This window comes from Rhodococcus sp. SG20037 (assembly GCF_031763325.1).
In the GTDB taxonomy this organism is placed as follows: Bacteria; Actinomycetota; Actinomycetes; order Mycobacteriales; family Mycobacteriaceae; genus Rhodococcus_F; species Rhodococcus_F qingshengii.
Genome location: NZ_CP134497.1, coordinates 871,088 through 885,404, shown reverse-complemented (window position 1 = coordinate 885,404; position 14,317 = coordinate 871,088). Strand labels below are relative to the sequence as shown.

Here is a 14,317-nt window from a genome sequence, read left to right as displayed (position 1 = left end):
AAACGAAAGTTCGCTTACCCATACTGAAATGACCGACTGTCCCCGACGTGAGTGGGTCCTCATGGATACCGACGTATTGGTAGCGGGCGCCGGCCCGATCGGCTTGACCACCGCGATCGAGCTGCGCAGACGCGGTATCTCCTGTCGAATAGTCGACCCGCTCGACGAACCGCGGCAATACGCGAAAGCCGTCGGGATTCAGCCACGCACTCTCGAACTCTTCGAGAACATGGGGGTGCTCCGCCAGGCACTCGACGCCTCGACATTGATGCGCGGTCAGATCATGTACACGAACGGCGTCGAGGTCGGCCGCGTCGACCTCACCCTCCCCGAGGACGTTCCTTACTGGTTTCTCTGTCTGCCTCAGTACTCGACGGAGCGCATCCTCACCGAGCGCCTCACCGAGTTGGGAACAACCGTCGAACGCGGAGTCGGCCTCACTGCATTCGAACAATCCGACGACGCCGTCACCTGCACCCTCAGCGACGGCAGCACTGTGACAGCCCGGTACCTGGTGGGTTCCGACGGCGCGCACAGCGTGGTCCGCAAAGGGCTGGGCCTGAGCTTCGAGGGCGGCGCGTTTGCCGAGAGCTACATGCTCGGCGACGTCGAAGTCGACTGGTCGATACCCAGCGGCTACTCCGTCCGCGCCAACCACACCAGCGACGACGGAACCACCGACGATCTACTCGTCTGCATCCCACTTCCCGGACACAAGCGGTACCGCATGTCGATGCTCGTTCCGGACGAGTTGATGCCGGACGAATCGTCGAACAAAGCCGCTGTACAACACGGTTTTTCAACCGGCAAGACACCTGAACTCCATCACATCCAGGCCGTGCTCGACAGACTGTCCCCAGAACCGACAACCGCCTCGATGCTGCGATGGTCCTCGGTCTTCCGCATCAGCCACCGCATCGTCGACGCTTACAGCCGCGGACGGGTTTTTGTCGCCGGCGACGCCGCGCACATCCATCCCCCGACTGGCGCGCAGGGCATGAACACCGGGATCCAGGACGCCCACAATCTTGCGTGGAAGATAGCGCTCGCCGTCAAAGGTGTTGCGAAAGCGGATCTTCTCGAGACCTACGACGCCGAAAGGCGGCCGGTCGGTGAAGAAGTCGTCGGGATGACGGTCCGAAATGCTCGAGAAGGAATCGGTTCGGGAGAGTCCTCCATCGACACGGCAATGCGGCGCCAGGCTCAATTGTTGATCGACTACTCGGAGAGTCCGCTGAACACCGGGCGTAATTCTTCGAGTCCACACGTTCAACCGGGCGAGCGTGCACCCGATGCACGCGGAATGCGCCGAGACGGTGTGCAGTATCCAATTCGGTTGTTCGACTTGCTGTCCGGATTCGACCACACGTTACTGCTGACTTCGGACGGATCCGCGGAGAGCATCAACAGCTTGGAGAAGGTCGCCGACGCCGCAATTCGATCAGCGCACGGCTTGCTGGACGTCTACGCGATAGTGCCACCGGGAACCGTGACCGTCGACTCGCTGGTGCCGATCATCGAGGACAACGCCTCGCAACTGTGCGCCGCGTATGGGGTCGAAGGTACGGCGGCGCTGGTCATTCGCCCCGACGGCTACCTCGGATTCCGTGGTCACCCGGAGAACATTTCCGATTACTTCACGAAAGTGTTTGCCGTCAATCAGGAATGAGCGAAGCGAACATCAACCGAATCTCGGGCGAGAGCTTCATCAACTCGACGTATCCACCCAACGGCCCGGCATCGAGGTAGGAGAACTCCATGCCGGCGCCCTCTACCCGACCTTGTTGCACCACCGACATTCCGCGACGCTCGGCCTCGAGCAACGTCGCCTCGTAATCGTCAGGAACCCAAGCCATGTGATGAACTCCGACGCCGTGAGTCTCCAGGAACTCCGTGTACAGGTTGCGTCCGGACACTGGTTGGATCAACTCGAGCTGTTGGCTGCCCGCATATCCGATCGACACGTGAACGACATAGTCCGCGGGCTCACCTCGATACGTTGTGGTCTCGGGACCAAAGGCGATGTCTGGCATACGTAGCCATCGCTCCACTCCCCACTGCCGAGTGAACTCCTGTTCGGCGGCCTCGATGTCCTCGACCACCCAGCAGATTTGGAAGATCGGTCCCGAGACCAACGGGGTCATGCCATTTTTCCGTTGTCCACCGAGTAGACGGCCCCGTGTATCGCCGAGGCGTCGTCGGAGGCAACGAAAGCCACCATCTTCGCAACGTCCTCGGCTTCCATCAAGCCACGCGGCGAGGCAACCTTCATGACGAGGTCGAAGTCGACTCCGTCGGGGAAGGTGAATCCGGTGACTTGAGGAGTCATCATGCCGCCGGGGCAGATTGCGTTGACACGCAGAGACTTTCCGGTGAACTCCATCGCCATCGCTCGGGTCAGTCCGATGAGTCCGTGCTTGGCAGCGCAGTATCCAGCCGAGTACGCCTGCCCTTCCAGCCCCGCGATCGAGGAGACGTTGACGATGTTGCCGCCCCGTTCCAGCAAGTGCGGCAGCGCTGCTCGGGAAAGGAAGAACGGTCCGTTCAGATTGACCGCAAGGTCATGTGCCCATTCGGAATCCGCAATATCCGCCGTATGACGAAGCGAGTGCGATCCCGCCACGTTGACGAGGATGTCGATACCACCGAGTTCGTCGACGCACGCCTGCACGGCCGCATCACACTGAGCGGAATCCGAGACGTCCGTCGCCGCGAAACGACGCTCTCCATCCGCGCCAACCACCTCGACCATCGACTGTCGCAGCTTTTCCTTGTCGCGGGCGATACCGAAAACCTGTGCGCCCCTGCGGTGGAGAATCTCGGTGACGGCGCGCCCCAACCCTGAGGACGCGCCGGTTACCAAGGCCACTTTTCCGGCCAGTACGTCTGCCATGGGCTAGGAAGCCGCTGCTTCGCGCTGGAGTTCCAGCGCAATGTCGATCAACTGATCTTCCTGTCCGCCGACCAACTTGCGCTTACCTGCGCGCACCAACAGTTCCGCGGACGACACTCCGTACCGCTCGGCCTGACGCTCGGCATGCTTGAGGAAGCTCGAGTACACGCCGGCGTAGCCCATCATCAGTGCTTGACGATCGAGCAGGCATTCCTGCGGCATTGCCGGGCGCACAACATCTTCGGCTGCATCGGCGATGGCGAAGAAGTCGATACCGGTCTTGACGCCGATCTTGTCGCAAACACCGACGAAGGCCTCGACCGGGGCGTTGCCGGCGCCGGCACCGAACCGACGGGTACTACCGTCGATCTGCTTGGCTCCCGCACGAACTGCCGCAATGGAATTGGCGACGCCCAGGCCCAGGTTCTCGTGGCCGTGGAAGCCGACCTGAGCGTCGTTGCCGAGTTCCTGAACCAGCGCCTCGACGCGATCGGATACCTGCTCGAGTACCAGCGCGCCGGCCGAGTCGACCACGTACACACACTGGCAACCCGCGTCGGCCATGATGCGAGCCTGCTTGGCCAGCTTCTCCGGCGGAATCGAGTGAGCCATCATGAGGAATCCGACTGTTTCGAGTCCACGCTCACGCGCGAGGCCGAAGTGCTGGATGGATACGTCGGCCTCGGTGCAGTGAGTTGCGATACGGCAGATGGACGCACCGTTGTCCTGCGCGATGACGATGTCGTCCTTGATGCCCAGTCCGGGCAGCATCAGGAAGGCGATCTTCGCGTTTGTCGCCGTCTCGACGGCAGCTTTGATGAGTTCCTGCTCGGGAGTCTTCGAGAAGCCGTAATTGAAGGAGGATCCGCCGAGACCGTCGCCGTGAGTGACCTCGATGACCGGCACTCCGGCTCCGTCGAGGGCACCGACGATGGCTCGTACTTCGTCGACGGTGAACTGATGACGCTTGTGGTGGGAGCCGTCGCGCAGCGATGTGTCGGTGACGCGGATGTCCCAGCTCGAATCGAAATGAATCATGTCGCTCATGCCTTCACACTCAGAAGCTTCTGGGCGATTTCCTCGCCCACCTTGGTGGCTGCTGCCGTCATGATGTCGAGGTTGCCCGCGTACGGCGGTAGGAAATCGCCTGCGCCTTCGACCTCGACGAACGTGGTGACCGTTGCATAGCCACCGGAAACGACGCTCGGTTTGTCGAACTGCGGTTCGTTGAGCAACCGGTAGCCGGGCACGTACTGCTGGATGTCCTTGACGACGCGGTGAATGGAGTCGGTGATCGCGGCCTGGTCGGCGTCTTCGGGGATAGCGCAGAAGATTGTGTCGCGCATGATCATCGGCGGGTCCGCGGGGTTGAGGATGATGATCGCCTTGCCGCGCTGTGCGCCGCCGATGGTCTCGATACCGCGGCTGGTGGTCTTGGTGAACTCATCGATGTTCGCGCGAGTTCCCGGGCCGGCGGACAATGATGCAACGGAGGCGACGATCTCGGCGTACGCCACGTCGACGACACGCGACACCGCGTAGACGATCGGAATGGTTGCCTGCCCACCGCAAGTGATCATGTTGACGTTGGGTGCGTCCAGGTGCTCACGCAGGTTCGCGGGCGGAACCACAGCCGGGCCGACCGCGGCCGGAGTCAGGTCGACGGCACGGATACCGGCGGCGTCGTAGCGTGGTGCTGCCTCGCGGTGCACGTATGCCGACGTCGCCTCGAAGACCAGGTCCGGTTTCTCCGCCTGGCTGAGCAACCAGTCGACGCCCTCGGCGGAGGTCTCGAGTCCCATCTTGCGGGCGCGCGCCAATCCTTCACTCTCGGGATCGATTCCGATCATCCATCGCGGTTCGAGCCACTCGGAACGCTGCAGTTTGTACAACAGATCGGTACTGATGTTTCCCGATCCGACGATCGCCACACTTGCCTTGGTCATGACTACTCCTACGTGAACTGAAGAGAGACGGAACCGAGGCCGCTGAACTCGGCTCGGAAGTTGTCGCCTGGATGAGCGTCGATCGCTCGCGTGCACGAACCCGGCAGAACGATGTCGCCGGCCTTGAGCCGAACTCCGAACGTGTCGACCTTCTGCGCCAACCACGCGACAGCGGTGACCGGGTTACCGAGAACCGCATCGCTGCGCCCCTCCGCAATCCGCTCCCCGTTGCAGGTCAGCACCGCGTCGATGGCCTTGATGTCGATGTCCGACGGGCGAACTCGTTCCTTGCCGAGGATGAACCCGGCGGAGGACGCGTTGTCCGCGATGGTGTCCGAGAGGCCGATCTTCCAGTCCTTGATCCGGCTGTCGATCAACTCGATGGACGGCGCATAGGCGACAGTAGCGTCGATGACGTCTTGTTCGGTGCACCCGGCGCCCGGCAGATCTGCTCCCAGAATGAAGGCGACCTCCACCTCGACGCGCGGGAAGCAGAAGCGCGACGTGTCGACCGGACGGTTCTCGAACTCTTCCATCTCGGCGAGCAGGTGACCGTAATCTGGCTCGTCTACGCCCATCATCTGCTGCATCGCCAGTGACGAGAGTCCGACCTTGTGTCCGACCACCTTTGCGCCACCGGCAACACGACGCCGGATGTTGATGAGCTGGATCTCGTAGGCGTCGACGACGTCGATGTCCGGATACGTGGCGATCAGCGGGCTGATCGGAGCGCGATCCCGTTCCGCCGAATCAAGATGGTCGGCAAGTTCGCCACGGATCTGCGTCGAGAGCATCGTTCAGGCCTTTCCGACTGTGGAGAATGCGGCTGCGTGCTGACCGGCTCGTCGTCCGGAGAATACGCAGTCGGCGAGCGACAAGCCGCTCACATACGAGTTGGAACAGATACCGACCGCGGTACGGCCGGCGGCGTACAGACCAGGGATACCCTCCCCGGCCTCGTTTTTCACCATGCCGGACGATTCGTCGACCACCAATCCACCGAGCGTGAGCATCGGGCACGGATTCATCATGTTGGGCTTGATCGAGACGTCGTACATCGTGAACGGCGCAGACAGTATCGGCCTGACGAAGTCCGACGGTTTACCCATCGGATCAGGTTGTCCGGCAGCGGCAGCGGAGTTGTGCGCGTCGACGGTGGCTTGAAGGCCGGCGACGTCTATCCCCGCTTTGCGGGCGACCTCGGCAATGGTGTTGCCACGCAATGCAGTACGCATCATTCCGGTGGTCTGTACCCGCTGGAACCACATCGACTGGTCACTTATCTGCGATTTCGCTTCGCGAACGAGTTCGGAATCTGCCAGCAGCCAACCGATTCCGCTGCTCTTCTCCGCCATCGCCTGACCGAGAGCGGCACCGTAACGGGACTCGTCGACGATTCGCGCACCGGATTCACCCACCAAAATGGAACCGAGAAAAGCACTCGGCGGGACGATGAATCGCCAGGCGGACACATTGCCGAGCTTGTCGGTGGCTCCCCCGGCTTCGACACCGAGGTTGATGCCTTTGCCGTCGTCCCCGGAGGTGCCGAGCGGGATACCGCCCTTGTAGGCGGGAGCATGGGTACGCATCATCTCGCGATTGGACACGAAGCCGCCGGCGCTGAGGATCACGCCGCCGCGTGCCTGGATACGAATCCGCTTGGCGTGCTTCTTCTCGATCTTCGCGATCAGTGCGTCGAGAATCGTGCGCAACTGCGGTGCGTAGACGCCGGGCTTGGAGGACAAGGACCCGAGCGTCGCGTGACGGCGACGAACTCCGGCGGGTGCGTCACGCAGCGTCAGTGCTTCGACGCCGATCACCCGGCCGTCCTCGATGATCAGCCGGTCCGCTCGCGTCTGGCCGAGCAACTGGACGCCCTTCGCCTCCGCGGACTTCGCGAGCGGGCCGTACAGCATCTTTCCCGACGTGCCACGCCCCTTGGCGCGATGACCACGCGGAGCAGGTTTTGCGATGTCACGGAACCCGCCGGCCGATTCGCTACCCGAGAAGTAGAGGTAGTGCTTGTTGCTCGGGTACGACGTCTTGTACGGACAGAGTGAGGCCTCGAACGGCACGCCGTGACTGCGCAGCCAGTCGATCGACGCCGGGCTCTCGTCGACGAACCGGCGCAGAGTCTGCGGCGTCACCGCGTCACCGACCTCGCGGTTCAGGTAGGCGAGCATGGCTTCGGGACTGTCCTCGACACCGGCTTCCTTTTGAATCACGGTGCCGCCGCCGGCGTAGTAGATTCCTCCGGAAATCGTGCTGGCACCACCACCGAGTGCTCGGTCGATTGCCAAAACCGACGAACCGGCCGCTACAGCTTCGAGCGCCGCACTGGCGCCCGCCACACCGAACCCGACCACAAGGACGTCAACCGAAGTATCCCAGGTCACACCGCACCACCCTCAATCTCACTGCAACGTGTTTCGTTATCAATGACAACGTCCGGAAATACTTCCTGGCAGAAAGCATGGACTGACACCCCCATCATTCTATAACGTGTTCTACATGAGCAAGCAGGAATACGACATCGTCGTCGTCGGCAGTGGTGCCGCAGGTATGACAGCGGCCTTGACCGCAGCCCACCAGGGCTTGAGTGTGGTCATCGTGGAGAAAGCCGCCCACTACGGCGGATCGACCGCCCGTTCCGGTGGTGGGGTCTGGATCCCCAACAACGAGGCACTTCAAGCGGACGGTGTCACCGATACACCGGAGGCCGCACGTTCCTACCTGCACAGCATCATCGGCGACGTTGTCGCTCCCGAACGCATCGACACCTATCTCGAGCGCGGTCCCGAGATGCTCTCGTTCGTGTTGAAGAACAGCCCGCTCGAGCTGCAGTGGGTTCCCGGCTACTCCGACTACTACCCGGAAGCACCCGGCGGACGCCTCGGTGGCCGCAGTGTCGAGCCCACCCCGTTCGACGGCAACAAGTTGGGCGCCGACCGCAAGAACCTCGAGCCCGACTACGTCAAGGCCCCCAAGAACTTCGTCATCACCCAGGCCGACTACAAGTGGCTCAACCTGCTGATGCGCAATCCTCGCGGACCCCTGCGCGCCATGAAGGTCGGCATGCGATTCCTCGCAGCGAAGGCCACCAAGAAGGATCTGCTGGTTCGCGGCCAGGCACTGGTCGCCGGTATTCGACTCGGACTTCAGTCCGCCGGAGTACCCATCCTGCTGAACACCCCGCTGACCTCCCTGTACACCGAAGACGGCGCAGTTCGCGGCGTCAACGTCATCGTCGACGGCGAGGAGCAGGTCATCCGCGCTCGCCACGGAGTCGTGTTGGGATCCGGCGGATTCGAGCACAACAAGGAAATGCGTGAGAAGTACCAGCGCGCACCTATCGGCACCGAATGGACCGTCGGCGCGAAGGCAAACACCGGCGACGGTATCCGCGCAGGCCAAGAAGTGGGCGCTGCAGTCGATTTCATGGACGACGCCTGGTGGGGCCCGTCCATTCCGCTGACCGGCGGACCGTGGTTCGCGCTCTCCGAGCGCACCCTCCCGGGCTGCATGATGGTCAACATGTCGGGCAAGCGCTTCGGCAACGAGGCGGCTCCGTACGTCGAGGCGACCCATGCGATGTACGGCGGTGAGTACGGTCAGGGAGAGGGCCCCGGCGAGAACATCCCGACGTGGATGATTCTCGATCAGCGCTACCGCAACCGCTACACGTTTGCCGGTATCACTCCCCGCTCCCCCTTCCCCGGCCGCTGGCTCAAGGCCGGCATCGTGGTCAAGGCGGGAACCATCGCCGAATTGGCCGAGAAGACAGGGCTTCCCGTCGCATCGCTGACCGAAACCGTCGACCGGTTCAACGGCTTCGCACGCAACGGCAAGGACGAGGACTTCGGACGCGGTGACAGTGGTTACGACGCGTACTACGGCGATCCCCGACTGAAGAACCCCAGCCTCGCCGAAATCAGCAAGGCTCCGTTCTACGCCATCAAGATGGTTCCGGGTGACCTCGGCACCAAGGGTGGTATCTGCACCGACGTCAACGGCCGAGCACTACGCGAAGACGGAAGCGTCATCGACGGCCTCTACGCGGCTGGCAACGCGAGCGCTCCGGTCATGGGCCACACCTACGCCGGACCAGGCGCGACCATCGGTCCCGCAATGACTTTCGGTTACTTGGCCGTACTCGACATCGTCGAGCGTGCGAAGAAGGCCGAGACAACCGAAGCACCTGCAGCTGAAAAGACGGCGGTCGACCATGCCAATTGATCCGAAGATCGCACTCGGCGCCGAGCTTGCGCCACAAGAGTTCTCGTGGACCCCGTCGGACGTGCAGCACTACCACTTGGCCCTGGGGGCAGGTGCTCGTCCGCTTGATCCGAACGAGCTTCGATACCTCGACGACGAAAAGCCTCAGGTACTACCCACCTTTGCCACCGTCGCCGCCAACTTCCACGCCACCGAAGCACCGAAGGTGTCGTTCCCCGGCGTCGAAATCGATCTGGCGAAGGTGGTGCACGGAAGCCAGGAAGTGACTGTCCATCAGCCGATCCCGGCAAGCGGAAGTGGCCGCACCACAACTCGAATCGCCGAGATCTGGGACAAGGGCAAGGCCGCGGTGATCGTGCAGGAATCCGTCACGGTCGACGCCGAGGGCAACCCGCTGTGGACAGCTCGCTCGTCCATTTTCGCCCGCGGCGAGGGTGGTTTCGGGGGTGAACGTGGTCCGTCGGAGTCGATTACGCTTCCGGATCGCGAAGCAGATGAGACAGTGGTGACGCCTGTGCTTCCACAGCAGGCTTTGCTGTACCGGATGTGTGGTGATCGGAATCCGTTGCACTCGGATCCGCAATTCGCCTCCGCGGCAGGCTTTCCAGCGCCTATCCTGCATGGACTGTGTACTTACGGAATGGTCTGCAAGACCGCAGTGGATACCATGCTCGACGGCGACAGCAGTCGGGTAGCCGGATTTCGGGCCCGCTTTGCCGGGGTCGTATTTCCCGGCGAGAACTTGAGTATCCAGATCTGGAAAGACAATGGGCGACTCCTGATCTCAGCTTCTGTACTGGAGCGCGAAGCTCCTGCCCTGGCTGACGTAGTTCTCACTCTTGTCTGATACCAACCTGTCTGATACCCACCTGTTAGAACTCACCGTAGTTCTCGAACCCGATGGAGTAGCCCGAAGATGACGGCACAAGACGAAAAGTTCCGACTGTCCCGACGAGGTTTCATGGCCGCTGGAGCCGGCGCCGTGGCAGCGACCGCATTCGCCGGCTGGACGCCGGCCTACGCCGTCCCCGCCGGCTCTTCCGGCTCCGCGGGTGGTCCTGTCTCCACCCTCACGCCGCCGCCTGCCTTCCCCGAAGGCATCGCGCTGTACCAGCAGGCATATCAGAACTGGTCCAAGGAGATCATGCTCGACGCGATCTGGACCTGTTCGCCCAAGACGCCCGAAGACGTAGTCCGCCTCGCGAACTGGGGCCATGCCAACGGCTACACCATTCGTCCCCGCGGTGCCATGCACGGCTGGACGCCGCTGACCATCGTCAACGGTGCGCCGGTCGACAAGGTCATCCTCGCCGACACCACGGTCCACCTCACCGGAGTCTCCGTCAACGCCGGTGGCAGCCCAGCCACCGTCACCGCAGGACCCGGCGCGACCCTCGACGCCATCACCACCGCACTGCAGGCACAGGGCCTCGGGTTCGCGAACCTGCCGGCGCCGGGTGTGTTGACCATTGCCGGCTGCCTCGCCGTCGACGCTCACGGCGCAGCTCTTCCCGCCGAAGGCGAAGCACACGTTCCCGGACAGACTTTCGGCTCACTCTCCAACCTCGTCACGTCCCTGACCGCAGTGGTCTGGAACGGCAGCGAGTACGCACTGAAGACGTATGCACGTAGCGACGCGGCGATCAAGCCGCTGCTGACTCACCTCGGACGCACCTTCCTCACCTCCGTCACCTTGCAGGCCGCCCCCAACTACCGCATGCGCTGCGTCAGCCACACCGACATCGGTTGGCAGGAACTCTTCGGCGCCCGCGGAGCGTCCGGACGCACCTTCGAGAAGTTCGTCCGCGAAAACGGTCGCGCAGAAGCAATCTGGTACCCCTTCACCGAACGCCCGTGGATGAAGGTGTGGTCACTTGCACCCACCAAGCCGCCGTTCTCGCGTGAGGTGACCGGACCGTACAACTACATCTTCTCCGACAACCTCCCGGAGCCGGTCACCGACATGATCGGCCAGATCAACTCCGGAAACCCGGGCATCGCACCGGCATTCGGGCAGATCATGTACGCCACCACCGTTGCCGGACTCGCCGCGACGTTCTCCAACGACCTGTGGGGATGGTCCAAGGACGTCCAGTTCTACATCCGGGCCACCACCCTGCGCCTGACCGAGGGCGGCGGAGCCGTCATCACCTCGCGCGCCAACATCGGCCAGGTCATCCACGACTTCACCCAGTGGTTCAACGGTCGCATGGAGTACTACCGCTCTATCGGACAGTTCCCCCTCAACGGCCCCGTCGAAATCCGTTGCTGCGGCCTCGATCAACCGTCGGATGTCGAGGTCGACTCGGCAGGCGCCCCCACCATCTCGGCCATGCGCCCTCGCCCCGACCATCCGGAATGGGACACCGCCATCTGGCTCAACGTCCTCGGCGTCCCCGGAACCCCCGGCATGTTCGCGTTCTACCGCGAAATGGAACAGTGGATGCGTAATCACTACAACAACAACGACGCCACCTTCCGCCCCGAGTGGTCCAAGGGCTGGGCGTTCGGCCCCGACAAGCCGTACACCGACACCCCGATCATCACCCAGGGCCTCCCCCAGACCTACCGCGACGGCGTCCCATCGAGCGACAACTGGGACACCGCCAACGCCGCATTCAACGCGTTGGATCCGCACAAGGTCTTCAGCAACACCTTCCTGGACCAGTTGCTGCCTTGAGGTTCAAGTACTGAGCGCACACTCTGACAACTCGACGGTCGTCGCCACTCCCCTTACTTTCGGGAGTGCGGCGGCCGTCGTGCGTTGCAGTGAGCGGGATGAAGGAGTCCCCCGCATTCCGACGAGGCAGCTGCCTCAATCGCGATCAGGATGGATCGCCTCGTGCATACTTTCCACTGCCCTGGCGTGAGTTGAGAGCTCGGACCGAGCCGACCGAATCGTGGCGCTGTCGCTGCGTGCCCCCGGCTCGGACGACGACGAGTCCTCTCCGGGGTTCGGCGCGCCACCAGCTGGATGCTCGGAGGAGCCGGTGCGCTCTTCCCTCTCCGCGCGGGCGCGCAACAACGACTCGGACTTCGGGGTATTTCGCATCGGAGCATTGTCCCAGATCCATCTCCTATGACTCACATTGAGCGCTCTCACCCCCGGCGACCAGGCCGTTCCTGAATATCAACACCTAGAATGTTCGCAACAAAATATCTACAGCGGTCAGGGTAGACATTCTCGCGAGGCTGTTGTATCTTTTTTCTCGTAGCAAGGAACGAGTCAAGAGATGCGGGAGAGATGAACTACCCGCAAGCAGTACCGCAGGGCAGGGACGTGCCGGGGCCGAATTCGTGTGTGAGTGTGTAGTCGGACCCGGCACCCCCCTTCAAAGCGGCTACCGGATGTCTTGTGCGAGTCCGGAAGTTCGAAAGAATGCAGTTATGTAAGTAAGTTCAACCCCATCCGGCCCCCGGCGCTCCTCGCGCCGGGGGCCCCGTCCGTTCAGCGAAAGAAGCGAGCCATTCCGGCAGATACACCACCGGGGGACCCCTCCGGCAGATTCGACGACGAGAACTATCCTGCGTACAGCATGGGACATGCGGCCGAGATCCTCGGTGTCAGGCAAGCTTTCCTTCGTAGCCTCGATGCCGCGAAACTACTTACCCCGCAACGCTCTGAGGGCGGACATCGCCGCTACTCCCGCTACCAGCTGCGCATCGCAGCCCGCGCGCACGAACTCGTAGCCAACGGCACGGCGCTCGACGCGGCTTGCCGCATCATCATCCTCGAAGACCAACTCACCGAAGCCCGTCGCATCAACGCCGAGCTTCAGCAAGCGCAGGACCTGCGAGAGGAACCGGACGCGGCACCCGAATGAGGACTGCACTGGAACAGCAGATGCGCCTATACGGTCGATCTGACCCCTCCTCCTTCCAACTGCGGTAAATTCGGCCAATTGGGACATTGCTCGGCGTCGGTTGCTCGATTTCCACATCGAAGGGATCGCAGGCATGACTTCCTCCCACCACCGCGCTCGGGTGCGGCTGTCTGCTCTGTCGATCGCCTTGACCGTTGCCATTGCAACCGCTGCGTGCAGTTCCGACGATGACTCCGCAACAAACACGGGCAGCGCCTCTCCCAGCACCTCGAGCAGTCGAGAATCCACCGAGATCACGGACATCGTCCGCCGCCAAGTGGCCGACTTGGGCCTCAGTGCCGCTGTGTTCGGGGTGTGGCGAGGCGACGACGAAGTTGCTCTCGGCGCCGTCGGAGAGTCCCCTGTCGGAGTTCCGGCGACAACCGACATGCAGTTGCGCGTCGGCCAACCGATGGAACCGATGCTCTCGACAGTCCTGCTGCAACTCGACGAAGAGGGAACGCTTCCCCTCGATCAACCGATCGCGAAGTGGGAACCGAACTTTCCACGCGCAGACACCATCACTCCGCGAATGCTGGCCAACAGCACGTCGGGCATCTCCGACTACGTGACCGATCCACAGTTCCTCAAACTCTTCACGGACAACCCGATGAAGGGCTGGACTTCTCGAGAGATCCTGGATCTTGCCAACTCCCGCCCGCCGTTGTTCGAACCCGGCACCAGTTGGGCGTACGCGCACAGCGACCTGACGCTACTCGGCGACGTCATGGAGAAAGCGACTGGAAAACCGCTGGGCGAACTACTTCAGCAGCGCGTCTTCGATCCACTCGGGATGGATCACAGCAGCGTTGTACTCACGTCGCAGATGGACGAACCGATCCTGCACGGTTACACCAATGAACGTGGAGTATTCGAAGACTCCACTTTCTGGAATCCGACGGCGTTCCTGCACAGCGGAAACATGAACGCGCCTGTCGCCGACGTCGGAAAGTGGGTGCGCGCACTGGGAACGGGAGAGTTACTATCCGACAAGGCTTTCGAGCAGCAGATGGCGCCGACGACTGCGGGCTTGGGAAGTATGACGGCGGACAAGTTCTTTTCCTTCGGGACCGGGCACCTCGACGGCTGGCTGGTGATGAACCCGTCGTACGGCGGTTACAACGGTCTCGCGCTCTACTACCCCGACTCGAAGACGACGATCGTCGTCTACGCCACACTCGGGCCGACAACCAACGCGGACCTCAACAACGCCGTGTCGATGGGGAAGGAGATCGGAACCCTCCTCGAGCCGGATCACCCGCCGCAGGTACCGACGCCGTGACGCCCCACACACGCTGGTAGTAAACAGCGCCGGTCGGCAACTTCCTGTTTACGCACGGATTACCTCCAGGACTTATCGCCCCATCACCATTCTCTTC

At 62.5% G+C, this 14,317-nt stretch carries 13 protein-coding genes; 6 read left to right on the top strand and 7 right to left on the bottom strand.

Going from position 1 to position 14,317, the window contains the following annotated elements; all coding sequences use genetic code 11:
- The first annotated feature begins 61 nt into the window (after nt 1-61).
- The gene (locus RHP72_RS04125) at nt 62-1,669 is read left to right on the top strand and encodes an FAD-dependent monooxygenase (protein WP_311094842.1); all 1,608 of its coding nucleotides are present in this window, start codon (nt 62-64) and stop codon (nt 1,667-1,669) included.
- Here RHP72_RS04125 and RHP72_RS04120 read toward each other — a convergent pair.
- The 6 genes from RHP72_RS04120 to RHP72_RS04095 are packed head-to-tail and all read right to left on the bottom strand — an operon-like array spanning nt 1,656 to nt 7,235.
- Nucleotides 1,656-2,144, bottom strand: a complete 489-nt coding sequence (locus RHP72_RS04120; protein ID WP_064112422.1) for a VOC family protein — start codon at nt 2,142-2,144, stop codon at nt 1,656-1,658. The two genes, RHP72_RS04125 and RHP72_RS04120, sit on opposite strands and share 14 nt — an antisense overlap.
- A complete protein-coding gene (locus tag RHP72_RS04115; protein WP_019746895.1) occupies nt 2,141-2,893 on the bottom strand; it encodes an SDR family NAD(P)-dependent oxidoreductase in 753 nt (250 codons plus the stop codon). The genes RHP72_RS04120 and RHP72_RS04115 overlap by 4 nt, the downstream gene beginning before the upstream one ends.
- 3 nt (nt 2,894-2,896) lie before the next feature.
- On the bottom strand, nt 2,897-3,940 hold the full coding sequence (dmpG, locus tag RHP72_RS04110; protein WP_007734084.1) for a 4-hydroxy-2-oxovalerate aldolase: 1,044 nt from the start codon (nt 3,938-3,940) through the stop codon (nt 2,897-2,899).
- Complete coding sequence (locus RHP72_RS04105; protein ID WP_311094373.1) at nt 3,937-4,839, bottom strand: acetaldehyde dehydrogenase (acetylating); 903 nt, start codon at nt 4,837-4,839, stop codon at nt 3,937-3,939. Before RHP72_RS04105 ends, dmpG begins: the two co-directional genes overlap by 4 nt.
- Before the next feature lie 8 nt (nt 4,840-4,847).
- Nucleotides 4,848-5,633 carry a 2-keto-4-pentenoate hydratase gene (locus RHP72_RS04100; RefSeq protein WP_042449395.1) on the bottom strand — a complete coding sequence of 262 codons (786 nt, stop codon included), beginning with the start codon at nt 5,631-5,633 and terminating at the stop codon, nt 4,848-4,850.
- Between the two features lie 3 nt (nt 5,634-5,636).
- Entirely contained in the window at nt 5,637-7,235 is a 1,599-nt protein-coding gene (locus RHP72_RS04095) for an FAD-binding protein (protein WP_064443102.1), read from the bottom strand.
- 115 nt (nt 7,236-7,350) lie between these two features.
- Between RHP72_RS04095 and kstD the strand changes: the two genes are divergently transcribed.
- From kstD to RHP72_RS04080, 3 genes are all read left to right on the top strand, one after another.
- Nucleotides 7,351-9,075, top strand: coding sequence for a 3-oxosteroid 1-dehydrogenase (gene kstD, locus RHP72_RS04090; protein ID WP_007734077.1), 1,725 nt, complete (start codon nt 7,351-7,353; stop codon nt 9,073-9,075).
- Nucleotides 9,065-9,922, top strand: coding sequence for a MaoC/PaaZ C-terminal domain-containing protein (locus RHP72_RS04085; RefSeq protein ID WP_042449393.1), 858 nt, complete (start codon nt 9,065-9,067; stop codon nt 9,920-9,922). The genes kstD and RHP72_RS04085 overlap by 11 nt, the downstream gene beginning before the upstream one ends.
- Nucleotides 9,923-9,991: 69 nt before the next feature.
- Nucleotides 9,992-11,755, top strand: coding sequence for a cholesterol oxidase substrate-binding domain-containing protein (locus tag RHP72_RS04080; RefSeq protein WP_007734073.1), 1,764 nt, complete (start codon nt 9,992-9,994; stop codon nt 11,753-11,755).
- A gap of 135 nt (nt 11,756-11,890) precedes the next feature.
- Here the strand turns inward: RHP72_RS04080 and RHP72_RS04075 are convergent, their stop codons facing one another.
- Nucleotides 11,891-12,127 carry a hypothetical protein gene (locus RHP72_RS04075; RefSeq protein ID WP_007734072.1) on the bottom strand — a complete coding sequence of 79 codons (237 nt, stop codon included), beginning with the start codon at nt 12,125-12,127 and terminating at the stop codon, nt 11,891-11,893.
- Nucleotides 12,128-12,611: 484 nt separating this feature from the next.
- Between RHP72_RS04075 and RHP72_RS04070 the strand changes: the two genes are divergently transcribed.
- Both RHP72_RS04070 and RHP72_RS04065 read left to right on the top strand, forming a co-directional pair.
- Nucleotides 12,612-12,899: a MerR family transcriptional regulator gene (locus RHP72_RS04070; RefSeq protein ID WP_003945791.1), complete on the top strand. Its 288-nt coding sequence runs from the start codon at nt 12,612-12,614 to the stop codon at nt 12,897-12,899.
- A gap of 133 nt (nt 12,900-13,032) precedes the next feature.
- A complete protein-coding gene (locus RHP72_RS04065) occupies nt 13,033-14,220 on the top strand; it encodes a serine hydrolase (protein WP_050794088.1) in 1,188 nt (395 codons plus the stop codon).
- The last annotated feature ends 97 nt before the right edge of the window (nt 14,221-14,317 follow it).

What these genes read in the sequence shown, in the direction of transcription:
- RHP72_RS04125 (WP_311094842.1), top strand. Translation starts at nt 62, where the DNA reads ATGGATACCGACGTATTGGTAGCGGGCGCCGGCCCGATCGGCTTGACC.
- RHP72_RS04120 (WP_064112422.1), bottom strand. Translation starts at nt 2,144, where the DNA reads ATGACCCCGTTGGTCTCGGGACCGATCTTCCAAATCTGCTGGGTGGTC.
- RHP72_RS04115 (WP_019746895.1), bottom strand. Translation starts at nt 2,893, where the DNA reads ATGGCAGACGTACTGGCCGGAAAAGTGGCCTTGGTAACCGGCGCGTCC.
- dmpG (WP_007734084.1), bottom strand. Translation starts at nt 3,940, where the DNA reads ATGAGCGACATGATTCATTTCGATTCGAGCTGGGACATCCGCGTCACC.
- RHP72_RS04105 (WP_311094373.1), bottom strand. Translation starts at nt 4,839, where the DNA reads ATGACCAAGGCAAGTGTGGCGATCGTCGGATCGGGAAACATCAGTACC.
- RHP72_RS04100 (WP_042449395.1), bottom strand. Translation starts at nt 5,633, where the DNA reads ATGCTCTCGACGCAGATCCGTGGCGAACTTGCCGACCATCTTGATTCG.
- kstD (WP_007734077.1), top strand. Translation starts at nt 7,351, where the DNA reads ATGAGCAAGCAGGAATACGACATCGTCGTCGTCGGCAGTGGTGCCGCA.
- RHP72_RS04085 (WP_042449393.1), top strand. Translation starts at nt 9,065, where the DNA reads ATGCCAATTGATCCGAAGATCGCACTCGGCGCCGAGCTTGCGCCACAA.
- RHP72_RS04080 (WP_007734073.1), top strand. Translation starts at nt 9,992, where the DNA reads ATGACGGCACAAGACGAAAAGTTCCGACTGTCCCGACGAGGTTTCATG.
- RHP72_RS04075 (WP_007734072.1), bottom strand. Translation starts at nt 12,127, where the DNA reads ATGCGAAATACCCCGAAGTCCGAGTCGTTGTTGCGCGCCCGCGCGGAG.
- RHP72_RS04070 (WP_003945791.1), top strand. Translation starts at nt 12,612, where the DNA reads ATGGGACATGCGGCCGAGATCCTCGGTGTCAGGCAAGCTTTCCTTCGT.
- RHP72_RS04065 (WP_050794088.1), top strand. Translation starts at nt 13,033, where the DNA reads ATGACTTCCTCCCACCACCGCGCTCGGGTGCGGCTGTCTGCTCTGTCG.